We start from the raw sequence: 26820 nt of genomic DNA on the forward strand, positions 1-26820 counted from the left end.
AGCCCCCCTCACCACTCGACGTCCGTGTCGTTCCATTCGTGCAGCAGCCGGTCGCGTTCGGCCTCGGAGACCAGGGCCGGCTGGGCCGGTCCGTCCGGGTCGGTGGCCATGGCCTCCAGCACGGTGCGGTACATCGCGGCGATCTGCTCGGCCCCGGCCCGCGCCACGGCGTGGTTGACCAGCCGCACCGTGAGCTGGCCGGGCTGCGTGTTCACCGACATCAGGAACTCGTTGGCGCTGTCGGAGGCGCCCCCGCGCACGTCGACCTGCTCGCCGTCGACCTGCCCGAAGTCGGTGTAGTTGAACATGACGTTCAGCAACTGGGCGTCCCCGGCCATCCTCTGGATCTCCGGCATCGGGAAGCGCCGGTGGCCCCAGATCGCAGCCTCGGTGTCGAAGGTCCTGCGAACCAGCTCACGCCAGGTGGTGGCCGAGCGGTCGTACGGGAAGGGCAGGGTGTTCAGGAACATGCCGTAGACCCGCTCGGCCCCGGCACTCTCGGGCCGGCCACTGCTGACCAGCCCGGCGTGGAACGCCTCCGCGCCGGTCAGCTGGCTCAGCACCTTCAGGTGGGCCGACAGCAGCACACTCTTGAACGAGACCTGCTCGACGCGGGCCAGTTCGCGCAGGGCCGGTTCCAGGTCGGCGAACCCGACGCGCAGCTTGAACTGCTCCCGCGGAGTGCCGGCCGGTTCGCCCCAGCCCTCCGGAAGCACGAAGCTGCGGTGGCGATCCACCAGATCCCGCCAGAACGCCCGATCACCATCGCCATTCAGAGATTCGCGTTCCGCCGCAATGAACTCGGCATACCGCGAGACTGGCGGTTCCCAGACCGGTTCCGGTTGCCCGTCACTGCAGGCCCGGTACAGCTCGAGCACCTCCATGAGCAGGTTGTGCTGGCTCCAGCCCTCGGTGATGGCGTGGCAGTGGGTGAAGGCGAGCCGCCAGGAGTCGCCATCAGTGATCAGCGCCCCGATGCGCAACAGCGGCGGTGCGCTGAGGTCGAACGGCGTGGAGCGCTCGGTGCTCAGCCATTCCCGTACCGCCTCCTCCTCGTCCCGGCCTCGCACATCGGCCACCTTCACCCTGACGTCGGCCCGTTCGTGCACGACCTGCAGGGGCTCGGCGTACTCGTCCAGATGAATCGAGGTGCGCAGCATCTCGTGCCGGGCAACAACAGTTTCGGCGGCGCGTTGCAGCGCCTCGATCTGCAGCGGCCGGCCGTCCCGGATAACGAAGGTGGAGGCGTTGATGTAGCGGCGCTGCCGGTCGTCCCCCAGCATCTCGACGAGCATGCCGAGCTGCACCTGGGCCAGCGGATAGGCATCAGTGGCATCCTGCGGCAACCGGGTGCGGTCAGCCGCGCTGATCATCGAGAACGGCTGCACCGCAACCTCGGCCACTGCCTCGGAAGAACCGACCACCGCAGCCAGAGCCCGAACGGTGCGGTACTGGAACACATCCTTGACCTGGACCTCGCACCCGGCTGCCCGCAGGGCGCCGACCAGGGCGATGGCCCGGATGGAATGCCCACCCACGGCGAAGAAGTTGTCCTCCACACTCACCTGATCGACCTCGAGCACCTCGCACCAGATCCGTGCGATCAGCGCCTCCAGCTCGGTGGCCGGCTCGACCACAACCTGCTCCGAGGCGTCGATCTCAATGGGCGGCAGGGCCTTCCGGTCCACCTTGCCGTTGCGGTTCAGCGGCATTTCGTCCAGCCGCACGAACACCGACGGCACCATGTACTCCGGCAGGCGGTCCCGGCAGAAAGCACCAACAATGGACGAGTCGCCACCAGTGAAGTAGCACACGAGACGAGCGTCGGGTCCAGTTCCGTCGACGACCACCACGGCCTCGCCCGCGCACTGCCGCACCACCGCGGCCACCTCACCCAGCTCGATCCGGTAGCCACGAACCTTCACCTGGTCGTCCACGCGCCCCAGGAAGTCGACCACCAGAGGTGAGTCCGAACCGGAGGGATCGGCCGCGACCGGGGTCTTCTCGACCCAGCGCACCCGGTCGCCAGTACGGTACATCCGGGCACCGCCGCCCGCGAACGGATCGGGCAGGAAACGCTCCGCCGTCAGGCTGGAACGGCCGATGTATCCCCGGGCCACCCCGGTGCCGCCGACATACAACTCACCCGGCACACCGACGTCCACTGTTTGAAGGTCGCTGTCCAGCACGTACATCCGCATGCCGGGCAGCGGTCGTCCGATCGGCACGACCCCCGGCTCCTGAACCCCGACAACCGGTAGAACGCAGGTACCCACGGAGGTTTCGGTGGGTCCGTATTCGTTGATCAGGCGGCCTTCGCCCAGCAGGCCTCGCCAACGTTCCGCCAGGGCACCCGGAAGCGCCTCACCGGCAACGACAATCACGCCCGCCAGGGAAGCCAGCTCGTTGTCCGGCAGCTGCCGGCCCAGGACCTCCAGGTGACCGGGCGTCAGTTTCAGGAAGCTGTAGGCGCCACCGGTCAGAGTCCGGCCGAGTTCGGAGGGGTCGACCGATTCGGGCACCACGTGCACGGGCTGCCCAGAGACCAGGGGCGCCCACAGGTTCGGCACCACCAGGTCGAAGGCCACCGAGGAGAACAGCGCCGAGCCACCACTGCCCTGGGACGCCAGTTCCGCTGCGGCCCAGGCCACATGGTTGGCCAGGCCACGATGCGGCACCGCGACCCCCTTCGGCCGGCCGGTCGATCCGGAAGTGAAGATGACGTAGGCCAACTCGTCCAGGTCGATCTCAGCCGGAACGAACTCCGGTGCAGCCGACTCGACCGCGAGCTGGTCGGCACCGTCGAGCACGACGATCCGCTGCTCGGACGAGGCGAACCGATCGGCCAGGGAGTCTTGCGTGAGGACGACCGAGGCATCGGCCGCGGCGAGCATGTACTGCACCCGGTCGGCCGGGAACGTGCTGTCGAGAGGGACGAACGCGGCGCCGGTCTTCCAGACCCCGAGCAGACCGGCGATCAGCGAGGGGCCGCGTTCCAGCAGCACCCCGACCACCGAACCACGCCCGCAGCCCAGGCTCGAAAGGTGGTTGGCGATCCGGTTGGCCCGCACCTCCAGTTCCCCGAAGCCGATGCTTTCACCGTTGCACCGGACGGCGGCCAGGCCCGGCATGCGGGCAGCCACGGCCGATACCGCCGTCGGCACACTCACCGCTGCGCTGGGCAGCGGCGAGACACCCAGACCCACCTCGATATTCACCTGCAGGCCGGGCACCCGCACCGGCGCCGAGAGCCCTTCCTCGGCAAGGTTCTGCAGGGCGGCCCGGTAGGCCGCGCCGAGACGTTCGGCCGAGGTGCGCGAGAGCCGGCTGGTGTCGACCGTCAGCAGGATCTCACTACCTCTGGCCGCGATGGCCAACCCGAATTCGGTTGCTCCCTCCCCCAGTCCGGACTCAGCGTCTACAACGTCCGAGTCGTCAGAGTTGTCAGAGGCAGACCGGTCCAGGTCCAGATAGCTGAACCGGGCGTCGAGCAGACGCCCTTCGCCGGCCATTCGCTGGATCTCCGGCATCGGGAACCGTCGGTGCGGCCAGATCGCGGCCTCGGTGTCGAAGGTCTGCCGGATCAGCTCACCCCAGCTGCCGGACTGCCGACGGTGCGGGAACGGCAGCGTGTTCAGATACATGCCGTAGACCTTCTCCGAGCCCAGAACCTCGGGCCGGCCACTGCACACCAGCCCGGTGTGGAAGGCCTCCAGGTCGGTCAGGCGCCCGAGCACGGCCAGGTGCGCCGACAGCAGCACGCTCTTCAGTGAGGCGTCGGCCCGACCGGCCAGTTCCTGCAGTCGGGGCCGAAGATCGCCCAAAGGCACCCGCACCACATGGGTTCCGGGCACGTCGCCCCAGCCTTGCGGCAGCTCGAACCGTTCGTGCTCAGTGATGGTGTCCTGCCAGAACTCGCGCTCCTCAGGGCTGTCCAGCGACTCCAGCTCGGCGGCGACGAAGTCCGCGTAGCGCACCTGCGGAAGTTCCAGTGCGGGCGCAAGTTCCCCGGCGCGGGCATGCAGGTAGCCCTCGACCAGCTCGACCAGAAGCGCCCGGTGGCTCCAGCCCTCGGTGATCGGGTGGCACACGCTGACCGACATCCACCAGGCCTCGTCGCTCTCGACGTGAGCAGTGATCCGCATCAGCGGCGCCTGCTGCAGGTCGAAGAGCGTGCCCCGCTCGGCTGCCGTGAACTCCTGCAGGTCCGTAGCGAGATCCTGCGGGGAGAGCCCGCGCAGGTCCCGCACCTGCACCGGCATGGTGGCGGTGGTGTGGACCAGTTGCATGGGCACCGAGTACCGGTCCAGATCGAACGAGGTACGCAGCATCTCGTGCCGTTCGAGCACCGCCGCCGCGGCCTGCTGCAGCGCCTCGGTCTGGAACGGCCGGCCGTCACGCACCCGGAAGGAGGCGGTGTTGTGGTAGCGGTTGCGGCTGTCGTCGGCGAGCATCTCGACCAGCATGCCCAGCTGCACCTGGGCCAGCGGGTAGGCATCGGTCAGACCACTGGGCAGCAGCGCCCGGTCTTTCTCGCCGATCAACGAGAAGGCAGATACGCAGCTACTTTCGGCGCTCTGCGCACTGGGACTCAGAGCAGCGGCCAGAGCGCGGACGGTGCGCAGTTCGAAGATGTCCTTCACCTGCGCCGGCAGGCCCGCGGCCCGGAGCGCACCGACCAGGGCGATGGCCCGGATCGAGTGCCCGCCCACGGCGAAGAAGTTGTCCTCCACGCTCACCTGGTCGGTTTCGAGCACCTGGCCCCAGATGCCCGCAATCAGCGCTTCCTGTTCGGTGGCTGGTTCGATCAGAACCCGCACCTCAGAACCGGTCTCGACCGGCGGCAGGGCCTTCCGGTCGACCTTGCCGTTGCGGTTCAGCGGCATCTCGTCCAGCCGCACGAACACCGACGGCACCATGTACTCGGGCAGGCGGTCCCGGCAGAAAGCATCAACAGTGGACGAGTCGGCGCCGGTGAAGTAGCACACGAGACGAGCGTCGGGTCCGGTTCCGTCGACAACCGCTACGGCCTCGCCCGCGCACTGCTGCACCACCGCGGCCACCTCACCCAGCTCGATCCGGTAGCCACGGATCTTCACCTGGTCGTCCACGCGGCCGAGGAAGTCGACCACCGGTGATCCGTCCGCCTCGATCCAGCGCACCCGGTCGCCGGTGCGGTACATGCGAGCGCCGGCGCCCGCGAACGGATCGGGCAGGAAACGCTCGGCGGTGAGGCTGGAACGGCCGATGTATCCCCGGGCCACCCCGGTGCCGCCGACGTACAACTCACCCGGCACACCGACGTCCACTGTTTGAAGGTCGTTGTCCAGCACGTACATCCGCATGCCGGGCAGCGGACGCCCGATCGGCACCACCCCCTCCCCCTGGACTCCGGCCACCGGCAGGATGCAGGTGCCGACCGAGGCCTCGGTGGGGCCGTACTCGTTGATCAGGCGGCCGTCGCCCAGCAGGCTGCGCCAACGTTCGGCCAGGGCGCCCGGAAGGGCCTCTCCCGCAACCACGATCACGCCGGCCAGCGAGGCCAGTACGCCGTCGGTGAGCTGACGGCCGAGCACTTCCAGGTGGCCGGGCGTGAGCTTGAGGAAGCTGAAACCGGGCGATCCGGCGGCCCGCAGCGAGCGCACCAGGGCGGGGCCGAGCTCGGCCAGGTCGACCGAGCCGGGCACGATGTGCACCGGTTGCCCGGTGCTCAGGGCGGCCCACACGTTGGGCACCACCAGGTCGAACGCCACCGAGGAGAACAGCGCCGAGCCGCCGGTGCCGCGCAGGGCCAGCTCCGAGGCGGCCCAGGCGACGTGATTGGCCAGGCCGCGGTGCGAGACCGCCACGCCCTTGGGGCGGCCGGTCGATCCGGACGTGAAGATGACGTACGCGAGGTCGTCCAGATCCACACTGATCCGGGGACTCTGGAAGCCGTTCGCATTGGCGGCAGTGATGACCCGTAGGCCCGGTGAGGTGAACCGGTCGGCCAGGGACGGCTGCGTGAGCGCCACCTCGGCCCCGGCTGCGTCGAGCATGTAGGCCACCCGGTCGGCGGGGAAGGCCTCGTCGAGCGGCACGAACGCGGCCCCGGCCTTCCAGACCCCCAGCAGTGCGGCGATCAGGTCGGGGCCACGCTCCAGCAGCACCCCCACCACCGAACCCCGGCCCACGCCGACACTGGCCAGGTACCCCGCCAGACGATCGGCCTGGGCGTTCAGGTCCCCGAAGTCGACGCGTTTGCCGTTGCACCAGATCGCTGCGGCGGTCGGGCGGCGTGTTGCCGTCCCTTCCACGGCCACCGGAACGCTGACCCCGGCCCCGCTCAGAGGCGGTTCGCCCACACCCCAACGAGCAGCCTCCGGGGGTACAGCGACCGGCGCGACCAGGCCGTCGGGCCCGTCCGTCACCATGGCTTCGAGCACCTGCCGGTACATCCGGCCCAGGGTGGCAAGCCGCTCGGGGGCGATGTACCGGTTCTGCGCGGTGAGCACCAGGAACCCGGCGCGGGTGGAGACGCCGAGGGGGAACTCGGTGGGGCTGTCGTCGATCGTGGCGGCGTAGTCGATCACGTCGGCGTCGACCTGGCGGAAGTCCTGGTAGCTGAAGCGCACGTCGAGCAGGCGCCGGCCGCCGTTGAACTCACGCTGCATGGCGCCCATCGGGAAGCGCCGGTGCGGCCAAAGTTCCAGTTCGGTGGCGAACACCTGGCGCAGCACCTCGCCCCAGGTGCCGGCGGCATGGGCCCGGAACGGGAACGGCAGCGGGTTCAGGTACACGCCCGCGACCCGCTCGGCCCCCTGGGCCTCGGGACGCGCATTGGTGACCAGCCCCGAATGGAAGGCACCGACGTCCGTGATTCTGCTCAGCACCGAAAGGTGCGTCGAGAGCATGACGGTCTTGAGCGAGACCCCGGTCTCGGTGGCCAGCCGCCGCAGCTGCGGCTCCAGGTCGCGGTAGGGCACCCAGGTGCGGTTGACCCCGGTGGCGTCGGGCGCCTGACCCCAGACGTCGGGCAGCGTGAGCCGTTCGTGCTCCTCCACGACGCTCTGCCAGTAGGCCCGGTCCTCGTCTCCCTGCAGCGCCTCCATCTCGGCGGCCACGAAGTCGGCGTAACGCACGGCGGTGGGTTCGGGGGCGGTGACCGGCCGGCCGTCGCGCACCTGACGGTAGACCGAGACCAGTTCCATCAGCAGCGAGTGGTGGCTCCAGCCCTCCAGCACGGCGTGGCACTCGGTGAGAGTCATCCACCAGCCGTTCTCGCCAGGGGTCGCGTGCGCGAAGAACCGCACCAGGCCGGGCCGGGCCAGGTCGAACAGCACCGAACGCTCGTGGGCCATGAACGCCCGCAGCGTGCGCTCCCGCTCGTCCTGCTCCTGCGCGGGCAGGGTCTGCCAGCCGACCTGCGCCTCGACCTGGGCGTGCACGAGCTGCATGGGCACCGAGTAGCGGTCCAGATCGAAGGCGGTACGCAGGATCTCGTGCCGATCCAGGACCTGCTCGACCGCGGTGCGGAAGGCCTCGCCGGAGAACGGCTGGTCGTCGATGATCCGGAAGCAGGTGGAGTTGTGGTAGACCCGACGGCTGGTGTCGGCGAGCATCTCGACCACCATGCCCAGCTGGACCTGGGCCAGCGGGTAGGCGTCGCTCAGCCCCTCCGGCAGCAGAGCCCGGTCCTGCTCGGAGACCAGGGCGAAGGGCGCGACGGCCAGATCGGCCGCCGACTGGGTGCCGACCTGAGCAGCCAGCCGGGCGATCGTCCTGTGCTCGAAGACGTCGCGCACGCTGATGTCCAGGCCGCTCTGCCGGAGGGCACCGACCAGGGCTACGGCGGCGATGGAGTCTCCCCCGAGCTCGAAGAACCCGTCGTCGACGCCGATCCGGTCTACGGTCAGCACCTGGGCCCACGCCTGGGCGATCTGCTCCTCGGCCGGCGTACGCGGGGCCACGTATTCCTGTCCGGAGGCCAGCGCTGCGCGGCCGGGGGCGGGCAGCGCTGCCTTGTCGACCTTTCCGTTGTTGGTCAGCGGAATCCGGCCGAACGGCACGAACGCGCTGGGGATCATGTAGTCGGGCAGATGGCGGCCCAGCAGTGTGCGTAGGTCGACGGGATTGGGCACCGCGCCGCCCTCGGGCACGACGTAGGCCACGATGCGCCGCTCGCCGGGGGTGTCTTCGCGCACCAGCACCACGGCGTCGCGCACGGTGGGGTGGGTGAGCAGCACGGTACGGATCTCGCCGAGCTCGATCCGGAAGCCGCGTACCTTCACCTGGTCGTCGGCGCGGCCGAGGAACTCCAGGCTGCCGTCGGGGCAGCGGCGGGCCAGGTCGCCGGAGCGGTACAGGCGCCCGCCGCGAGGGCCGAACGGGTCGGGCACGAAACGCTGGGCGGTGAGGTCGGGGCGCCCCAGGTAGCCGCGGGCGACGCTGGGCCCGCCGACGTGGATCTCGCCGGTCACGCCGATCGGCACCGGCTGCCCGGCCTCGTCGAGCAGGTACACGGCAGTGTCGTCGAGCGGGTGGCCGACCTGGTTGCCGGCCCCGGGCACCAGGTCCGCGGCGGTGACCCGGTGATAGGTGGTGTGCACCGTGGTCTCGGTGATGCCGTACATGTTGACCAGCTCGGTGCGCTGCAGGTCGCGCCGGGCCACCCAGGGGGCCAGGTCGGGCATGACCAGCTTCTCGCCGCCGAAGATGACGACGCGCACGTCGAGGTCGTCGATGCGGGGGTCGCCGGTGGCGGCGAGGTCGACCAGGCCGCGGAAGGCGGAGGGGGTCTGGTTCAGCACGGTGACCCGGTGGCGCACCATGAGGTCGAGGAACTCTTCCGGGGAACGGCGTTCCTCGTGGGAGACCACCAGCAGGCGCCCGCCGGTGGCCAGGGAGCCCCACAGCTCCCAGGCCGAGAAGTCGAACGCGTAGGAGTGCGACAGCGCCCAGACGTCGGCCGGGCCGAAGTCGTAGTGCCGCTGGGCGGTGGTGAACAACCGGTGCAGGTTGGCGTGGGTCAGGGTGACGCCCTTGGGCCGTCCGGTGGAGCCGGAGGTGTAGATGACGTAGATCAGGTTCTCCGGCTCGTGCACCGGCTCCGGGTCGGTGTCCGGCTGGGCGGCCAGCCGGTGCTGGTCGCGGTCCAGCACGATCAGCTGGTCGTTCCCGAACAGCTCACGGTGCTTCTCGGTGGTGACGACCAGGCCGGTGCCGGAGTCGGAGACCATGTAGGCGATCCGGTCGGCCGGGTGGGCCGGGTCGAGCGGCAGGTAGGCGGCGCCCGCCTTCATGATGCCCAGCAGCGCGGGCAGCAGGTCCGGGCCGTGCTCCAGGCAGAGACCGACCGGCGCCTCCACGCTCACACCGCGCTCGCGCAGCAGGTGGGCGAGGCGGTTGGCGCGGGCGTTCAGTTCGGCGTAGGTCAGTTCCTGCTCGCCGCAGACCACGGCGATCGCGTCGGGCGTCAGGGCCACCTGGCGCTCGAAAACCTCGGTGATTGTGGACGTCGGTGAGGCTGCGGTTCGGGGGGCGGGGGTGACCAGGGCCAGCTCGTCGTGGTCCAGCAGCTGCAGCTCGGACACGGGGGCGAGGGGGGTGGCGCAGGCCTGTTCCAGCAGCCGGAGCAGATGGCGGGACATCCGCCTGACGGTGGCCCGGTCGAACAGGGCGCTGACGTACTCCAACGAGCCGCTGAGCCCGCCGTCGGCGTCCTGGGTGATCTGCAGGGTGAGGTCGAAACGGGAGACCCGTGAGGTGTTCTCGAGGGCCTCCGCGTCCAGGCCGGGCAGGCTGAAGGCGTCCTGGCGGGACTCGTGCATGGTGAAGGCGACCTGGAACAGCGGGCTGCGGGACAGGTCCCGGGCCGGCTGGATCTCGTCGACCAGCCGGGCGAACGGCACGCCCTGGTGGTCGAAGGCGCCCAGCACGGTGGTGCGGGAGCGGGTGAGCAGCTCCCCGAAACCGGCCTCGCCCTGCCAGCGGGCCCGCATCACCAGGGTGTTGATGGCGTAGCCGATCAGCGACTGCAGCTCGGGCCGGCCCCGGCCGGACATCACGGTGCCGACCGGGATGTCCTGACTGCCGGTGTAGCGGGACAGCAGCACCTGGAAGGCGGTGAGCATGACCATGAACGAGGTGGCGTCGTAGCGGCGGCCGAGGTCGGCGACCTGCTGCGAGAGCCCGGCGCCGAGGTCGAACCGCACGGCGTCGCCCTCGCTGCTGCGTACCGCCGGGCGGGGCCGGTCGGTGGGCAGGGCCAGGGTCGGGATCCCGTCGAGTTCGCCGCGCCAGTAGGACATCTGGCGTTCCAGGCCGGGCCCGGTGAGGGAGGCCCGTTCCTGGGCGGCGTGATCGGCGTACTGCACGGGCAGCGGGGGCAGCGCGCCGCCGCCGTAGAGCACGCCCAGTTCCTGGGCGAACTGCCGCACCGACCAGGCGTCGCAGGCGATGTGGTGGAACACCACGACCAGGACGTGCTCCACGGCGCTGATCCGGATCAGGCGGGCCCGCACCGGCCACTGCTGCTCCAGGTCGAACGGCTGCCCGGGTTCACGCCGGGCGATCCCCTCGGCGGCCTCCTCGCGGCGCTGCGGGTCCAGGTCGCTCACGTCGTCGACGGGCAGGTCCAGGTCGGCGGGCGGGTCGACGACCTGGACCGGCGCGGTGCCCTCGAGCACGTAGCGGGTGCGCAGCACCTCGTGGCGGGCGACGATGCCGCTCAGGGCCCGGCGCATCCGCCGGGCGTCGAGCGGGCCGTTCAGCCGCACCGCCAGAGGTACCACGTACTCCCAGCTCTCGGGCTCGAGGCGGCTGAGGAACCACATCTGCTGCTGCCCGGCCGACAACGGCAGGGGGGCGCTGCGGTCGGCCCGGACGATCTCGTCCCGCTCGACGCTCAGCCCTCCGAGCCGCCGGCGCAGCAACTCCTGCCGGGCCGTCCTCAGGGCCGCCCCCGAGTCGATCGCTTCCATCTCGTCCGTGCTCATGTCCCCCGCCTCCGGCCGTTGCCGTCGTGTCTGGTGAAAGGTCAGGCCTGCGCGGCCATCCGCTCGCGCAGGCTGCGCGGGCGCATGTCGGTCCAGACCTCGGTGATCCGGGCCAGGCACTGCTCCTTGGGGCCCTCGGTGCCCTCGGCGTGCCAGCCGTCGGGCAGTTCCCGCCCGGCCGGCCAGACCGAGTACTGCTCCTCGTCGTTCAGGACCACCTGGTAGGCGCGCTCGTCGCTCATCTCTGGGACTCCTCGCATTCGGATGCCTTGACGAGATCACCTTCGGGGGCGCGGCTATATCTGACCTATATCGAGATCCACCGAGCACCAAAAGCACGGCGCCCGGACCTTTTCGGGTCCGGGCGCCGTGGTTCTGGCCGACGTGTCTACTCACGCAGCCCGGCCCTTTGCCCGGCCGGACCGCGACCGGCGGCCAGGGCCGGCACCACCGCCCCGAGCACGGCCAGGGCCAGGCCGACGCAGGCGATGGCCACGACCGGGAGCCAGGGGATCTCGATGGTGGTGCTGCCGAACATGCCGCCCAGGGCGAACCGCAGCCCGATCAGGTTCAGCCCCGAGGCCAGCAGGGCCAGGACCACGCCGATCAGGCCGACCAGCAACGACTCTCCGGCGAAGACCCGCAGCACCTGGCGCGGGGTGGCCCCGGCCATCCGCAGCACGGCCAGGTCGCGGCGCCGGTCGGCGGTGGCCATCAGCAGGGTGTTCAGCACCGCGATGAAGCAGAACAGCACCACGATCACCGCCACCGAGCGCTGGCGGACCTCGATCAGGTGCCGGGTGGCCGCGTCCTCGCTGACCTCGAACTCGGCGGTGGGCTGCAGCTTCAGCCCGGCCGTGGTGGCCAGGCCGCCCAGGGCCGACTGCACCTGCTCGGCGCCGGTGCCGGCCGGGGGCACGACGAACGCCCGGCGGGCCATCCCGTTGGAGGCGTAGGCCGTGCTGTCGGCGTGCGCTTCGGACAGGTAGCCGATGTCGTCGCCGCGCAGGGCCTCGTACACGCCGGTGACGGTGAGCTCGACCGGGTCGCCGTGGCCCAGGTGCACCGGAACCCGCTCGCCCAGTTCGTAGTGCCACACCTCGGGCACGACGATGCTGTTCGCGTCCAGGTCGTCGGCGGATCCGGCGACCATGGGCAGTTCCAGCACGCTGGACAGCTCACCGCCGTAGATGACCTCGGCCTCGTTCTCGTCCCAGGCGTCCTCGTCGCGGGTGTAGACGGTGGTGTGCACCGGGGCGACGACCTGGGCTCCGGGCATCTGCTGCTGCATGCGGTCGATGTCGGCCAGGCTGATGCCCGGGGCCGTATCCGGGGCGATCGTGTAGGGGGCGGCGACCCGGTTGCGCACCCCGTTGTCGCGGGCCAGGCCGATCGAGCCGGTCGCGGCCAGCAGCGAGGTCGCGATGCCGACGGTGAGCAGTACCGGTGCGGCGGTGGCGGCGGTGCGGCGCCGGGCGGTCAGCGCGCTCTCCCGCACCAGCATCGGCCCGGCGTGCCGGGAGGAGGCGAAGGGCCGCATGAGGATGCGGGTGAGCGGGCCGACCGCGACCGGGGCGAGCAGGGCGAAGGCGATCACCGGCACCAGCAGCAGCGGCACGTAGCTGTTGGGCGAGAGGGTGATCCGCGGGTCGAGCCAGCCGATCCACACCACCACGGCCAGCGCGCAGGTCAGGGCCAGCGCGCCGACCACCCGGCGGCTGCGCTGCCCGGCCGAGTCGTCGGCGTCGGCCTCGCGCAGGGCCTCCATCGGGCGGATCTTCCCGGCCCGCCCGGCGGCCACCACCACCCCGAGCACGGCCATCAGCACCCCGCCGACGAACGCAGCCAGCAGGGGCAGCACCACCAGGGTCAGGTAGGGCCCGTGGAGGCCGAAGCCCTCGGGGGCCACGCCGAGGCGGTGCAGCCAGCCGGCCAGCACATTGGCCCCGGCCAGGCCGAGGGCGCAGCCGGCCAGCGATGCGCCGGCGCCGACCAGGGCGGCCTCGCCCAGGATCATCCGGCGCACCTGCCGGCCGGTGGCGCCGACCGCGCGCAGCAGGGCGATCTCGCGGCGGCGCTGCACCACGGTGAAGGCGAAGGTGGAGGCGACCACGAAGATCGCGGTGACCCCGGCGACGCTGGCCATCACCGGCAGCAGGGTGACGGTGTTGTCGATGTCCTCCAGGTCCTGCGCGCGGCTCTCGTCCAGGACGTGCTTGTCCTGGCCGGTGAGCACCTGCGCCCGCTCGCCGGTGACCTGCCGCACCTGCTCGAGCGGGGCACTGGGCACCACGGCCTGGATGCGCGGCGAGATGCGGGCGGCCTGGGCGGCGCTGAAGAAGACCGCGTCCTCGTAGCCCACGTCGTTGGTGAGGCCGCTGACGGTATAGGTTTTCGCGCCCTGCGGCGTGTAGACGTTGGTCTGGGCGCCGACCGTCAGGCCGGTGCCCTGCGGCACGACGATCTGCTCGGCACCGGTCGGTGCGGCGCCGGCGATCAGGTCGTAGCCGCCGTAGCGGGCCACGTCCCAGGGGTGCCCGAGCCCGTTGGCCGGGCCCGGATCGGCGGCGGTGCCCAGACGCACCTCGAAGCTGCGGTCCAGGGTGACCGGGCCGGTCCGCCTCAGGTCGGCGACCAGTTCGGGGTCGACGCCCTCGGCCTCCTGCAGGGGGCGCTGGTGCAGGTCGTGGTGGACCGGGTTCCACTCCGGGTCGGTGGCGAAGACCACCGCGGGGGCGGCGGCGAACCGTTCGGGGGCCCGGTCGGGCCGGGACATGGTGGCGCACAGCAGCAGGGCGACGGCGGCGATCTGGGCGACGCCCAGGACCAGGGCCAGCACGCTGCCGCTGAAGCCCACCCAGCGGGCCCGCAGGGTCTGGGCGGCGACGGTCAGCACCGGTCCGCCTCCAGTCCGGTCATCCGAGCCGCCACCTGGGCCGCGGTCGGGTTGGGCAGTTCGCCGACCACCCGGCCGTCGGCCAGGAAGACCACCCGGTCGGCGTGGGCGGCGACCACCGGGTCGTGGGTGACCATGACGATGCTCTGCAGGCCGCCGTCGGCCGCCTGGAGCAGGCCGCGCAGGGTGACCAGCAGCTCCCGGCCGGTGGTGGCGTCGAGGGCACCGGTGGGCTCGTCGGCGAACAGCACGGCCGGGCGGGCCACCAGGGCCCGGGCGATCGCGACCCGCTGCTGCTGCCCGCCGGAGAGCTGGGCCGGGCGGTGCCCGGCCCGCTCGGCCAGGCCGACCGCGGCCAGGGCCTGGGCGACCCGGGCCCGGTCGGGGCGGATCCCGGCCAGCCGCAGCGGCAGCTCGATGTTCTGGGTGGCGGTCAGGGAGGGCAGGAGGTTGAACGACTGGAACACGAAACCGATGTGGTCGCGCCGCAACAGGGTCAGGGCGGTCTCGTCCAGGCCGGTGAGGTCGGTGCCGCCGACCGTGACCCGGCCCGAGTCGGGGCGGTCGAGCCCGGCCGCACACTGCAGCAGGGTCGACTTGCCCGAGCCGGAGGGGCCCATGATGGCGGTGAAGGCACCCACCGGGAACGCGATGCTGACCTCGTCCAGGGCCCGCACCACGGTGCCGCCGGTGCGGTAGGTCCGGGTCAGCCCGGTGATCTGGACGGCCTGGTCGGTGCCTGGAATGGTCATGGAGCCCCCCGGCTCGTCCGCGCCCGTGTACTCGCTGGTCTCGATCTCGCTGGTCTTGCCTCGCATGATTCCCCCCACTGGGTCGATGCGTGGTCCGGTTGCTCTCAGTCGGTGTGAGCGACCTCGACCCGGCCGGCCTCGGCCGTGGCCGTGATGGTCGACCCGGCGTCCGGGTCGGGAGTGAAGCCCACGGTCGTCTCCTGCGACTGTGAGCGGGCGACGACCGCGTAGGGCCCGGCCGGGACCAGCACGGAGACGTCTCCGGCGCTGGTCACCGCCCGCACCTGGCGTGGGGCCGCGTGGTAGTGCAGCTGGGCGTCGCCGGCCTGGGCCTCGACGTCGGTGCGGGCGGCCTCGAGGTCTCGCCCGACGATGCTTCCCTTCTGGGTGCGGGCGTGAATGCTCCCACCCAGCCCGTCCAGTTCGATGTCGCCGGCGCTGCTCTCGGCCCGTACGTCGCCGGTGACACCGGTGACGCTCAGGGTGCCGGCCTCGGTGCGCAGGTCGACGTCCACGTCGGCGGGCACGGTGAGCACGAACTCGGCCGAGCAGTCGCCGATCCCGGCCACCCCGCCCTCGGGGCAGCGGGCCCGCACCCGCAGCACCTCGCCCTCCCAGCGCTGCTCGATCTCGGGGGTGGCCCCGAACGAGGAGACGGTGCTGCGGCCCAGGGTGACCTGCCCGGCCGGGCCGACGGCGACCACGGCGTCGCCGGCGTTGGAGTCGACCACGACCTTGCTCACCGGGTGCACGAGAACCTGCTCCCCCTCGGCACTCTCGGGCGGGACCGCGGCGTCGGCGAACACCCGGCTCATCGAGGCCAGGACGATCACGGTCACCACGGCCCCGGCGGCCAGCCAGGCCGCCCGTAGATGGATGCTCATCGCTTGCCCCCGCCGGTCGTGGGGTCCGAGGAGTCGTCCGCCTCCAGGTAGCGCAGTACGGCCAGTACCCGGCGGTGGTCCTCCTCACCCCCGGTGATGTCGAGCTTGGTGAAGATCGCGTTGATGTGCTTGGCCACCGCGCTCTCGCTGATCGAGAGGGCGCCGGCGATCCCGGCGTTGGAGCGGCCCTGGGCCATCACCTCGAGCACCTCGCGCTCGCGCGGGGACAGGCCCTCGATCGGGCTGCGGCGGCGCAGCAGCAACTGGGCCACCACCTCCGGGTCGAGGGCGGTGCCGCCGCCGGCCACCCGGCGAACCGCGTCGACGAACTCCTGCACGTCGGCCACCCGGTCCTTCAGCAGGTAGCCGACCCGTTCGGTGCCGGTGGCCAGCAGTTCGTTGGCGTAGCGCTCCTCCACGCTCTGGGAGAGCACGACGATGGCGACCGCGGGCTGCTCGCGGCGGATCCGGATCGCCGCCCGCAGGCCGTCGTCGGTCAGGTCGGGAGGCATCCGCACGTCGATCACGGCCAGGTCGGGCGGGTCCTCGGTGACCGCCTGCAGCAGCGCGTCGGCGTCGCCCACGGCCGCCGTCACCGACAGGCCGTTCATCTCCAGCAGCTTGGCCAGGCCCTCGCGCAGCAGCACCGAGTCCTCGGCGATCAGAACGCGCACGGCAACTCCGCAGTGATCGTGGTCGGCCCCCCGCTGGGGCTGTCGATGCGCAACGTTCCGTCGACCGAGGCGACCCGGTCGCCCAGGCCCTGCAGACCGGTGCCGCCGCCCGGACGGGCGCCGCCCCGGCCGTCGTCGCTGACCTGCACCCGCAGCACGCCCTCCTGCAGCCGCACGTCGATGTCGACGGTGGTGGCCGCGGAGTGGCGCACGGCGTTGGTCAGGGTCTCGGCCACCACGAAGTAGGCGACCGCCTCCAGGGCGATCGGCGGGCGCTGTTCGGGCAGGTCGACCTTCAGCCGCACCGGCACCGCCGAGCGGGCCGCGATCCCGGACAGGGCGGCGTCGAGCCCGCGGTCGTCGAGCACCGCCGGGTACAGGCCCCGCACCAGGTCGCGCAGCTCCGAGAGCACCAGCTTGGCCTCTTCGTGGGCGTCCTGGACGGCCAGTTTCGCCCCTTCGGAGAGGTCCGGGTGGGCGGTGCGCAGAATGCCCAGGTTCATCGCCAGGGACATCAGTCGTTGCTGCACCCCGTCGTGCAGGTCGCGTTCGATCCGGCGGCGCTCGGCGTCGGCGGCGCTGACCGCCGCGGCCCGGCTGGCCCCGACCGCGCTGAGCCGGCGGTCGAACTGCAGGCGCCGGTTCTGCCCCAGCAGGGCCTGCGCGGCCCGGGAGTCGGCCTCGGCCAGGCCCATCGCCAGCAGCGGGGTGGCCAGCAGGACCACCACGCCGAAGACGAAGAACCCGATCTGGGCCAAGGTCAGCCGCAGGTCGGTGCTGTACGGCCCACCGATCGGCATCCACCAGGCATAGGCCGGCAGCACGCTCAGCGTGACCCCGGCGACCCAGCCCAGGCCGATCAGCAGGGCCCCGGCGCCCAACACGGCCGACAGCAGGTGGTAGCTGACCTGCCGCCAGAAGCCCTCCGATCGCAGGTCGGTGACCCGGCGCCCGAACCAGCCCCGTCCGGCGTAGTCGCGCTCGTCCGGCGGGATCGCGATCTGCCGGAAGGCCAGGTGCCGGGAGCGCTGCACGTCGGTCATCACCCGTACCAGGATCAGCAGCAGCCCCAGGCTGAGCAGGGCGCCGACTACGGTCACCGCCAGGGTGGCGGTCAGGGTGAGAAGAACGAGCACCCCGACCGCCGCGCTGATACCGAGCGGCACGTTCAGGCACAGGTAGGCGGTGTCGAGCCAGGCCTGGCGGCGGAACGGTCCGCGCAACAGGGTGAGGGCGGTCTGCCTGCCGCTCACCGTGCGCACTTCCCCCTCGTCCATGCCCTCGAAGGTAGGCAACCGCGGGCCTGACCCGCGAGTACGTCAGTACCCGTTCTCACCCTGTACCCAGCACCACCCTTCAGCCCATGACCGGTGTTCCCGCCGGTTCGGGAACCCGGACCACCGTGGCCGAGGACGGCTCGGCCATCGCCACCGCGATCCGGCGGGGACCGGTGAACGGCTCGCGGGCGTGGGCGGCGGCCATGTTGTCCACCACCAGAACGTCACCCTGACGCCAGTCGAAGCGCCGGGAGGCGGCCCGGTAGCAACCCCGCAGGTGGTCCATCACGTCGTCGGGGATCCGCCCGCCGTCACCGAAGTAGGTGTTGGTGGGTAGGTCCGGTTCGTCGAAGATGCCCAGCAAACCTTCCCGCACCTCGGCCGCGAGGGTGCTGACGTGGAAGAAGGTGGCGTGGTTGAACCAGACCGGTTCCCCCGAGACCGGATGGGTGTGCACGGCCTGGCGTACGGCTGTGGTGCGCATCGAGTCCCGCCCGGTCCACTCCACCTGCATGCCCCGGCTGCGGCAGTACTGCTCGACCTGCGAGCGCTCTTCGGTGCCGAACAGCTCCCGCCAGGGCACGCCGAAGCCGGGGTGGAAGTTGCGCACCACGCGCCAGCGGCGGCGGGTGAACTCCTCGCGCACCGCCGGGTCGACCGCCTGCCAGACCTGGCGGATGTCGGCCAGGGGGGTGGCGCCCTGGGTGAGGGGTTCGCCGAGGCAGTGGAAGTACAGCGTCTGCGGCCAGACCGCCTGGTAGGAGTTCTCGTTGTGAAGGAAGATCTCCTCGGCCGGCGGGTAGTCGGTGGAGGTGTAGATGTCGCCCTTGATGCTGTGCCGGGGTGAGGAACGCTCGGCGTAGGTCAGCGGGTCGTCGCCGGAGAAGGCCCGCACCACGTCGGCGAAACCGTCCACCCCGCCGATGTCGAAGCCTCGCAGCAGCACCGCTCCGCGTTCGGCCAGGCTGCGCCGCAGGGCCGGGCGGTCCTTGGTGATGAGTTCCAGCACGGAGCCGTCGTCCTCGACGAGGGCCGGGAGCATCTCGCTCATGACCGCGGCTCAGTCGGACATCGCGACGAGAACCCGCCGCGGCCCGGTGAAGGAGCGCCGGCCGTGGCCGACGGCGATGTTGTCGATCAGCATCAGGTCGCCGGTGCGCCAGGGCACGTCGACGGCGGTGGCCAGGCCGCGGTCGCGGACCTGGATCGCGTACTCGCCGGGGATCGGGCTGCCGTCGGCGAAGGTGACCGACTGCGGCAGTTCGTCCTCGGGCATGATCTTGGCCAGGGCGGCGGCCGTCTCGTCGCCGAGGGCGGCCGAGTGCCACTGGTCGGACTGGTTGAACCAGACCTCGTCGTGGGTGACCGGGTGCTTGATCGTGGAGGGCCGGACCATGTGCACGCGCAGGCCGCCGTCGCTGCGCCACTCCCAGGTGGCGCCGGAGGCGGCCAGCAGCTGCTGCACCTGGTCGCGGTCCTGCGACTCGAAGGTGTCCTGCCAGCTCTTGCCCAGACCGAGCCCGTCGTGCAGGTTCTGGGTGTAACGCACGCCCCCGGCGAACGCGTCGCGGACCTCGTCGTCGAGGGCCTCCAGCCAGGCGGTGCCCTCGACGATCGGGGTGGCGCCGCCGGTGGCCGGGGCGACCTGGCAGAAGAACATCAGCCGGGCCGGCCAGGAGGCGGCGTAGGAGAGCTCGTTGTGCATGGAGATGGTGTATTCGGGCGGGTACTCGGTGGAGGTGTACACGTTCTTGCCCACCTTGGTGCGGGGCGAGTTGCCGTGCACGTAGGCCAGCCGGTTGGGCAGCAGCAGGTCGATGGCGCTCTCCAGGGTCTCGGGGCTGACCCCGAAACCCCGGAACACCAGGGCCTTGTGCTCGGTCAGCAGCGAGTCCAGCGCCCTCTCGGCGCGCAGGTACTCGAGGAGCCCCTGGGCGGTGGCGGGCGAGGAGACGTCGCCCGGGGCGATCTCGTGCGGGTGCCAGCTCATGATGAAGACCCTCTCTGTGCGGGTGGTCTCAGCGGGTGATGGGAGGTTCCCAGCCCCGTCTATACGTTTCCGATATGGCTCACCAGCAGCTCACCAGCAGTGCCGGCCGCGGGTGGTACGGCGCGGGCGGGGGGCCAGGTGCCGGCCGCGGGGGTTACGGTGCGGCCCGAACACCACGATCGTCACCAGGGCGAGCGTGGCCATCACGGCCGAGAACACGATCATGGACGTGCGGGTTCCGGTCTCCTGCAACAGGTATCCGGCACCGAGCGCACCGAAGGCGCTGAAGCCGGAGACCATGAGGAGGACGACGCTGCCGACCCGGCCCTGCAGACGGTCGGGGGTGACCCGCATCTGGTGCACGGTGCCGGCCACGGTCACCGAAGCGCCGATGCCGGACATGAGCAGGAAGAGGGCCCCCAGCAGCCAGGGGTCGTCGGCCCAGATCATCCCGGGCAGCACCAGCGCCCAGGCCAGGTAGGTGACCACCATGATCCGTTCCATCCGGGCGCGCTGGATCCAGCGCCCGCCGAACAGGGCCCCGGCCAGGCCGCCGACTCCGCCCGCGGCCAGGATCAGGCTGACCGACAGCGGTGAGCGCCCGCCGTCCTTGGCGATGAACTGCAGGGCCAGGATGATGCCCTGGAAGATCATGTTGCTGACCGCGATCAGGCCCAGGGCGATGCGCAGTTCGCGTTCGCGCCACACCCAGGTGAGCCCCTCGCGGGCCTCGGCCAGCGGTGAGCGGGGGTTCGTGCGCTGCGGCGGCGGCATCGGCCCGCGCAACGAGAGGATCGCCAGCAGCGAGAGCAGGTACAGCACGGCGCTGGAGGTGAACGGGGCCCAGCGGGTGAGCTCGTACAGCGTGCCTCCGGCCGGGTGCCCGCCGAGCGCGGCCGCCCGGGCGCGGGCCTCGTTGCGGGCCAGGGCGACCGGCAGCTGCTTCTTGGCCACCACGAAACGCACGGCGGCGCGCTCGGAAAGCGTGTAGAAGACGGTGAAGGCCCCCTGGAGGAAGGCGACCACGACGAGGTGGGCGATCCAGACGTGGCCCAGCACCAGCGCCACGGCCACCGAGCCGATCCCGATCAGCCGCACCAGGTCGGCCACGATCATCACCCGGCGCCGGTCCCACCGGTCGACCAGCACCCCGGCCGGCAGCTGCACCAGCAGCTGGGGCAGCAGGGCGGCGAAGGCGACCAGCCCGGCCAGGCTCTTGGCGTAGCCCTCGTAGACCACCACGAAGGTGAAGGGGGCGGCGCTGAAGCGCTCGGCCAGCACCGCCGCCCCCGACCCGGCCCACATCAGCAGGAACTGCCGGTTGCGGCCGAGCGGAACCTCCGCGTCCTCTGCGGTCGGGGAACTTTGAGGACGGGTGTCAGGCTCGGTCAGGGTCACCGGGAGCCGGCCAGGCACCATTCCAGCACGGCCATGGCGCTGTAGAGCTTGTTCCCGGCCTGGTCGAAGGCGATGCTGTGGCGCCCGTCGAGCACCGCGGCGGTCACCTCCTCACCGCGGTGGGCCGGGAGGTCGTGCATGAACACGGCCTTGGGGCTGTCGCGCCACAGCTGCTCGCCCACCTGGAAGGGCGCGAACACCTGCCGCCAGTCCGGGTCGGGCTTGCTGGTGCCGGTGGTCTGCCAGCGGGTGGTGTAGATGACGTCGTAGTCGCTCTCCAGGTTCTTCAGGTCGTGCCGCTGGGTCACCCCTGGCGCCGTCAGACCTTTTCCAGGGACGCCGTACCCGGGTGGGGTGCGCAGGTCCAGCACGGTGCCGGGGAAGCGGGGCAGGGCCAGGGCGAGGGCGGCCGCCGTGTTGTTGCCCTCGCCCAGGTACAGCACCCGTAGCCCGTCGATCCGGCCGAAGTGCCGGAACAGGGTGGTCAGGTCGGTCAGGGCCTGGGTGGGGTGCTCCTCGGTGGTCATCGCGTTCACCACCCCCATCCGTTCCTGCCCGGTCCAGGCGCGCAGCTCGGCGGTCGGCGCGGCGGTGCGGGCGACCAGGCCGTCGAGCATCCGCGAGAACACCTGCCCGGTGTCCTCCAGGGTCTCGCCGGTGTTGGTCTGCAGGTCTTCCGGGCCGTAGGCGATGATCCGGGCCCCCAGCCGCAGGGCGCCGCTGGAGAACGCGGTGCGGGTACGGGTGGAGGTCTTGCGGAAGTACACGCCCACCACCGCCTCGTCGAGGGCCCGGGAGCGCTCGCCGTCGGCGAACTCGGCGCCCCGTTCGACGATCTGCCGCACCTGCCGGTCGGTCAGGTCGGCGATCGAGATGAGATGTCGCATCAGGAGTTTCCTTCCTGTACCTGGTTCTGCACGCTGGCCAGCAGGTCGGTGGCGGTCATCTGCTCGATCTCGGCGCGGATCGCGGCCTCGATCTCCTCGGCCAGCTCGGCGACGGTGGGCCGCTCGAACACGGCACGGATCGACAGCTGCACACCGAAGGCGGATTTCAGCTCGGAGATGAGCTGGACCGCGCGGATCGAGTGCCCACCGGCTGCGAAGAACCCGGTGTGCACGTCGACCTCCTCCTCCGGGCAGCCGAGCACGCCGGCCCAGATCTGCGCGACGCGTTCCTCGGCCGGGTTACGAGGCGCGGTAAGGGCCGACTTCGCCTCAGGTTCGGGCAGGGAAGAGCGGTCGAGCTTGCCGTTGGCGGTGAGCGGGATCGCCGGGAGGGCGATGAAGGCGGCCGGGACGAGATAGGCGGGTAGTCGCTGCGCGCAGTAGGCGGCCAGGTCGTTCACCTCGCCGGTTGCGGCCGGGACGTAGTAGGCCAGCAACCGCTGGTCGGTGAGGGGACCGGCGGCCACGACCACCGCGTCCTCAATTTCGGGGTTCTCCAGCAGCCGGGCGCGGATCTCCCCGGGCTCGACCCGGTAGCCGCGGATCTTCACCTGGTCGTCGATCCGGCCGAGGAACTCCACGGCCCCGTCGGCGTTGACCCGGGCCAGGTCTCCGGTGCGGTACATCCGCGCCCCGGGAGGGCCCCACGGGTCAGGGGCGAACCGCTCGGCGGTCAGGTCGGGCCGCCCGATGTAGCCGCGAGCCACGCCCACGCCGCCGACCCACAGCTCCCCCGGCACCGCGATCGGGGCGGGCGAGCCGTCGGGCTCGAGCACGCGCATGCTCAGGTTCGGCAGCGGACGGCCGATCGGCACCACGTCGCTGGTCACCTGCCCGGTGACCGGGTGCACGCAGGTTCCGACCGACGCCTCGGTGGGGCCGTACTCGTTGATCAGCCGCGCGTCGCCGAGGACGTTGCGCCAGCGCTGGGCCAGCGGCCCGGCCAGGGCCTCGCCGGCGACCACGACCACCTCGGCCAGCCGGTCCATCTGGGCCGGGGTGAGCTGGTGCTCCAGCAGTTCCAGGTGCCCGGGGGTCAGCTTGACGAAGCTGAACGAGCCCGCCCCGGCCAGGGCCTTCCCGAGGCCGTCCAGTTCAGCGCTCTGCGGGTACATCCAGACCCGCTGACCGGCCACCAGCGGCGCCCACAGGTTGGGCACCACCAGGTCGAAGGCCACCGACGAGAACAGCGGCGCTCCCCCGGTGCCCTGACCCGCCAGTTCGCGGGCGGCCCAGTGCACGTGGTTGGCCAGTCCTCGGTGGGTGACGGCGACCCCCTTCGGGCGGCCGGTGGACCCGGAGGTGAAGATGACGTAGGCCAGTCGGTCCGGGTCGGCCGGCACATCCAGCGGGGTGTCGGGGTGGACGTCCAATGTGGAGCTGTCGAGCGCCACGGTGCGCATCTGCTGTGGGAACCGTTGCGCGTAGGCGGAACTGGTGACGGCGACGGTGGTACCCGCCGTCTCGGCCACGTCGGCGATCCGCTCGGCCGGGAACGACGGGTCGAGCGGGACGTAGGCGCCCCCGGCCTTCCAGATGCCGAGCATTGTCGTGATCAGATCCGACCCACGATCGAGCAGAACCGCTACCGTCGGCTCGCTCTGGCCGGCTATCAGACCCGTGAGGTGGTGGGCGATCCGGTTGCTGGCGGCCTCGAGTTCGGCGTAGGTGAGCGCGTGCAGGCCCGACTCCACGGCCACCGCTTGCGGGTTGGCCTGCCCGGCGGCCCGGATGTCCTCGTGTACGCAGGTGAGGGGCAGGGGGCCCGGGTTGACCGACCAGCGTTGCAGCTGCCTGCGTTCGGCGGCGGGCACGAGGTCGATGCTGGACAGCCGGCGGCTGGGCTTGGCCACGATCGCCCGCAGCAGGCGCATGTACCGGTCGGCCAGGCGCTGCACGGTGGTCTGGTCGAAAAGGGCTGCGGCGTATTCGAAGGCTGCATCGAGGGTGCCGTTCTCACCCCGGCGCACGAACAGGGTCAGGTCGGTCTTGGACACCTTCCAGGCCTGCTGGAACGCGGCGTTCACCACCGGGTCGGCACTCATCGTGGTCGCGCCCTCCTCCTGCAGGTCGAAGGCGACCTGGTAGAGCGGGGTACGGGAAAGGTCGCGCTGGGGCTGAAGCTCGTTCACCAGGCGCTCGAACGGCACGCTCTGGTGGGCGAAGGCCTCGGCGCAGGTCTGCCTCACCCGCTGCACCGCGGTCAGCGCGTCCGGATCGTCGTCGAGGCGGCAGCGCAGCACCACCGAGTTCAGGAAGAACCCGACGACGTTGCTCAGCTCCTCGCGGTCGCGGCCCGCCACCGGGGTGCCGATCACCACGTCCTGCGAACCGGTGTGCCGGGCCAGCAGGGCTGCCAGGGCGGTGAGCAGAGTGGTGAACGGGGTGACGCCCTGCGCGCGGGAGAACTTCTCGATCGACTGGGCCAGCGCGGCCGGGATGCGCACCTGCACCCCGGCTCCGGCGGCGTCGCGTCGGGCGGGCCGGGGGTGGTCGGGCAGCAGTTCGGTGGGCACGGCCCCGGCCAGCTGCCGGCGCCAGTACGCCAGGTCACCGGCCAGCGCCTCGTCGCTGGTGTGGCGGCGCTGCCAGTGCGCGTAGTCGGCGTACTGCACCGGCAGCTCGGGCAGATCCTCTGCACCGCCGCCCGAGATGAGGTGGCGCAGTTCGCGTTCCAGCACGGCGGTGGACCAGCCGTCGGAGGCGATGTGATGCACCGTGACCAGCAGCACCGGGTCCTGGCCGGGTACGTGAACCAGCAGAGCCCGCCAGAGGGGGCCGTTGGCCAGGTCGAAGCCGCGGGCGAACTGCTCGGCGAAGAGCCCTTCCAGCGCCTCACTGTGTTCGACCCGCAGTTCCACCTGCCCGGCGGCTACCACGACCTGGCCGTCGTCGCCGGGGTAGCGCGTGCGTAGCGACTCGTGGCGCTGCTCGATGTGGTGCAGGGCGCGACGCACGTTGACCTCGTCAGCACCCGCGGGCAGGCGCAGGAACAGCGGGGCGACCCATTCCGGGCTGCCCGGATTCAGGCTGTCCAGGAACCGGAGCCGGTGCTGGCCGGGCGAGAGCGGCAGTGGTCCGGTGCGGGGTACCCGCCGGATCTCGGCCTGCTCCGACCCGCCCGTACCGATGGGATCGCCCTGATCCGGCCCAGCCTGCCCGACCTCACCGGCCCGCCCCGCCCCGGCCGTACCGGTCAAGGTGGCCTGCTCCGACGCAGCCGTACCGATCAGGGCAGCCTGCCCGGCCAGGGTGGAGGCGCCGAACAGGCCGGGCAGGTCCACCCGGCCGCAGCGAGCGCGCAGTCGGGTGGCCAGACGGGTGACGTCGAGCGAAGTAGCACCCAGAGAGAAGAAGTCGTCATCAACGCTGACCTCGTCCACGCCGAGCAGTTCTCGCCAGATCTCGGCGATCAGTTCTTCGGCAGCGTTACGCGGCGGCACCACCTCCCGCTCGGCCGCGGGCGGGGCCAGGGCGGCCAGGGCGCGGCGGTCGGTCTTGCCGCTGGTGTTGAGCGGGAACTCGGCCAGGTGCACGAACCGGGCCGGGATCATCACCTCGGGCACCCGCTCGCGCAGATACGCCCGCGTCTCGTCGGCGCTGGGCAGGTCGGGGCCGGCCAGGTATCCGACCAGCCGCCGGGCCTGCTCATGTTCCTCGACGAGGACCGCGGCGTTCTGCACGGCCGGGTGGCCCAGCAGGGCGGCCTCCACCTCGCCGGGCTCGATGCGCACACCGTTGACCTTGACCTGCCCGTCCAGGCGGCCCAGGAACTCCAGGCTGCCGTCGGAGCGCCAGCGGGCCTGGTCGCCGGTGCGGTACAGGCGGGCGCCGCGTTCGCCGTAGGGGTCGGGCACGAACCGTTCGGCGGTCAGGGCCGCCTGGTTCAGGTAGCCGCGGCCCAGACCGGCGCCGCCCACATGCACCTCGCCCGGCACCCCGACCGGCACCGGCTCACCACTGGGCTCCAGCAGGAGGATGCGCAGGTTGTCCAGGGGGCGGCCGATCGGCACGGCGCCTTCCGCGGCGGAGGGGTCGCTGCGGTGCGCGGTGACGTCGATCGAGCACTCGGTGGGGCCGTAGGTGTTCCACACCTGAGCCTGCCCCTCCAGGCTGAGAGCCCGGGCCAGAGCCGCATCGAGGGGCTCCCCGGCGGAGAAGACCAGACGCAGGCAACGGCAGTCGGGCCAGGCCGGTTCGGTGACCAGCCTACGCAGCACCGACGGCACGCCCTGCAGCACGGTGATGTCCTGCTCAGCGATCGCCCGGACCATCAGCTCCGGGTCCCGCTCAGCGCCGAGGGGGGCCAGCGCCACCGTGGCACCGCTGACCAGGGGTGCGAAGAACTCCCAGACAGCGGCGTCGAAACCGGTGGAGGTCTTCTGCAGCACCCGGTCCCCCGGTCCGAGGCCGTGGGTACGCACGGTCCACAGCACCCGGTTGGCGATGCCCCCGTGGCCGATCACGATGCCCTTCGGGCGTCCGGTGGAGCCGGAGGTGTACATGACGTACGCCGCGTCGTCGGCACTGACGTCCACCAACGGGCCCACTGGCGAACCCGCCGTCGGCAGATCGTCCAGCACAAGCGTCTTCAATTGAGAAAGCCGACCCACGCGGGAGGTGAGGTCGCCGCGGGTGACGGTCACCCGGACGCCGGCATCATCGGCCATCCAGGCCAGCCGCTCGTCAGGGTGATTCGGATCCAGGGGCACGTAGGCGGCCCCCGCCCACCAGATTCCCAGCAGGGCGGCAACCAGGTCGGGGTGGCGGTGCAGGAACACCCCCACCGGGTCGCCCCGCCGTACCCCCAGGTCTTTGAGCTTCTGGGCCACGGCCCCGGCGCGCCGGCCGAGGTGCGCGTAGTCAGTCGTGTTCTCGCCAAAGGTAATCGCCGCGCGCGCTGGATCGCTGCCGATGCGCTGAGCGACCAGGTCTGGCAGTAGGTAGGGTGCGGATGGGAGGTCGCCACCCCCGCCCCGGAGGGCCGGTTCGGGCGAGGTGGTGACCAAGGGCTTCATGAGAATGT

At 71.5% G+C, this 26820-nt stretch carries 12 protein-coding genes; all 12 read right to left on the reverse strand.

Features of this window, described 5'->3' with window-relative positions:
• Nucleotides 1–8: 8 nt before the first annotated feature.
• The 12 genes from LWF15_RS19345 to LWF15_RS19400 all read right to left on the reverse strand — a co-directional run bounded on the left by LWF15_RS19345 (nt 9) and on the right by LWF15_RS19400 (nt 26812).
• Nucleotides 9–10976 (reverse strand): non-ribosomal peptide synthetase, encoded by a 10968-nt coding sequence (locus LWF15_RS19345; RefSeq protein ID WP_232812252.1) that lies wholly within the window; start codon nt 10974–10976, stop codon nt 9–11.
• 41 nt (nt 10977–11017) lie between these two features.
• Nucleotides 11018–11218, reverse strand: coding sequence for an MbtH family protein (locus LWF15_RS19350; RefSeq protein WP_232812253.1), 201 nt, complete (start codon nt 11216–11218; stop codon nt 11018–11020).
• Nucleotides 11219–11364: 146 nt separating this feature from the next.
• Nucleotides 11365–13872, reverse strand: coding sequence for an FtsX-like permease family protein (locus tag LWF15_RS19355; protein ID WP_232812254.1), 2508 nt, complete (start codon nt 13870–13872; stop codon nt 11365–11367).
• The gene (locus LWF15_RS19360) at nt 13866–14624 is read right to left on the reverse strand and encodes an ABC transporter ATP-binding protein (protein WP_408623589.1); all 759 of its coding nucleotides are present in this window, start codon (nt 14622–14624) and stop codon (nt 13866–13868) included. Before LWF15_RS19360 ends, LWF15_RS19355 begins: the two co-directional genes overlap by 7 nt.
• A 104-nt stretch (nt 14625–14728) precedes the next feature.
• Complete coding sequence (locus tag LWF15_RS19365; RefSeq protein WP_232812256.1) at nt 14729–15508, reverse strand: DUF4097 family beta strand repeat-containing protein; 780 nt, start codon at nt 15506–15508, stop codon at nt 14729–14731.
• Nucleotides 15505–16182 carry a response regulator transcription factor gene (locus LWF15_RS19370; protein ID WP_232812257.1) on the reverse strand — a complete coding sequence of 226 codons (678 nt, stop codon included), beginning with the start codon at nt 16180–16182 and terminating at the stop codon, nt 15505–15507. Before LWF15_RS19370 ends, LWF15_RS19365 begins: the two co-directional genes overlap by 4 nt.
• Nucleotides 16170–17459 carry a sensor histidine kinase gene (locus tag LWF15_RS19375; protein ID WP_232812258.1) on the reverse strand — a complete coding sequence of 430 codons (1290 nt, stop codon included), beginning with the start codon at nt 17457–17459 and terminating at the stop codon, nt 16170–16172. Before LWF15_RS19375 ends, LWF15_RS19370 begins: the two co-directional genes overlap by 13 nt.
• Before the next feature lie 79 nt (nt 17460–17538).
• The gene (locus LWF15_RS19380) at nt 17539–18501 is read right to left on the reverse strand and encodes a TauD/TfdA family dioxygenase (protein ID WP_408623591.1); all 963 of its coding nucleotides are present in this window, start codon (nt 18499–18501) and stop codon (nt 17539–17541) included.
• Nucleotides 18502–18519: 18 nt separating this feature from the next.
• A complete protein-coding gene (locus LWF15_RS19385; protein ID WP_232812260.1) occupies nt 18520–19449 on the reverse strand; it encodes a TauD/TfdA family dioxygenase in 930 nt (309 codons plus the stop codon).
• Nucleotides 19450–19539: 90 nt separating this feature from the next.
• The gene (locus LWF15_RS19390; RefSeq protein ID WP_232812261.1) at nt 19540–20847 is read right to left on the reverse strand and encodes an MFS transporter; all 1308 of its coding nucleotides are present in this window, start codon (nt 20845–20847) and stop codon (nt 19540–19542) included.
• The gene (locus tag LWF15_RS19395; RefSeq protein ID WP_232812262.1) at nt 20844–21734 is read right to left on the reverse strand and encodes an ornithine carbamoyltransferase; all 891 of its coding nucleotides are present in this window, start codon (nt 21732–21734) and stop codon (nt 20844–20846) included. Before LWF15_RS19395 ends, LWF15_RS19390 begins: the two co-directional genes overlap by 4 nt.
• Nucleotides 21734–26812 carry a non-ribosomal peptide synthetase gene (locus LWF15_RS19400; RefSeq protein ID WP_232812263.1) on the reverse strand — a complete coding sequence of 1693 codons (5079 nt, stop codon included), beginning with the start codon at nt 26810–26812 and terminating at the stop codon, nt 21734–21736. The genes LWF15_RS19395 and LWF15_RS19400 overlap by 1 nt, the downstream gene beginning before the upstream one ends.
• Nucleotides 26813–26820: the final 8 nt, after the last annotated feature.

Source organism: Kineosporia rhizophila (genome assembly GCF_021277265.1).
GTDB lineage: Bacteria > Actinomycetota > Actinomycetes > Actinomycetales > Kineosporiaceae > Kineosporia > Kineosporia rhizophila.

Coding starts and splice junctions, on each gene's coding strand:
- LWF15_RS19350 (WP_232812253.1), bottom strand. CDS start 11,218: ATGAGCGACGAGCGCGCCTACCAGGTGGTCCTGAACGACGAGGAGCAG.
- LWF15_RS19385 (WP_232812260.1), bottom strand. CDS start 19,449: ATGAGCTGGCACCCGCACGAGATCGCCCCGGGCGACGTCTCCTCGCCC.
- LWF15_RS19365 (WP_232812256.1), bottom strand. CDS start 15,508: ATGAGCATCCATCTACGGGCGGCCTGGCTGGCCGCCGGGGCCGTGGTG.
- LWF15_RS19345 (WP_232812252.1), bottom strand. CDS start 10,976: ATGAGCACGGACGAGATGGAAGCGATCGACTCGGGGGCGGCCCTGAGG.
- LWF15_RS19395 (WP_232812262.1), bottom strand. CDS start 21,734: ATGCGACATCTCATCTCGATCGCCGACCTGACCGACCGGCAGGTGCGG.
- LWF15_RS19360 (WP_408623589.1), bottom strand. CDS start 14,624: ATGACCATTCCAGGCACCGACCAGGCCGTCCAGATCACCGGGCTGACC.
- LWF15_RS19400 (WP_232812263.1), bottom strand. CDS start 26,812: ATGAAGCCCTTGGTCACCACCTCGCCCGAACCGGCCCTCCGGGGCGGG.
- LWF15_RS19380 (WP_408623591.1), bottom strand. CDS start 18,501: ATGCTCCCGGCCCTCGTCGAGGACGACGGCTCCGTGCTGGAACTCATC.
- LWF15_RS19375 (WP_232812258.1), bottom strand. CDS start 17,459: ATGGACGAGGGGGAAGTGCGCACGGTGAGCGGCAGGCAGACCGCCCTC.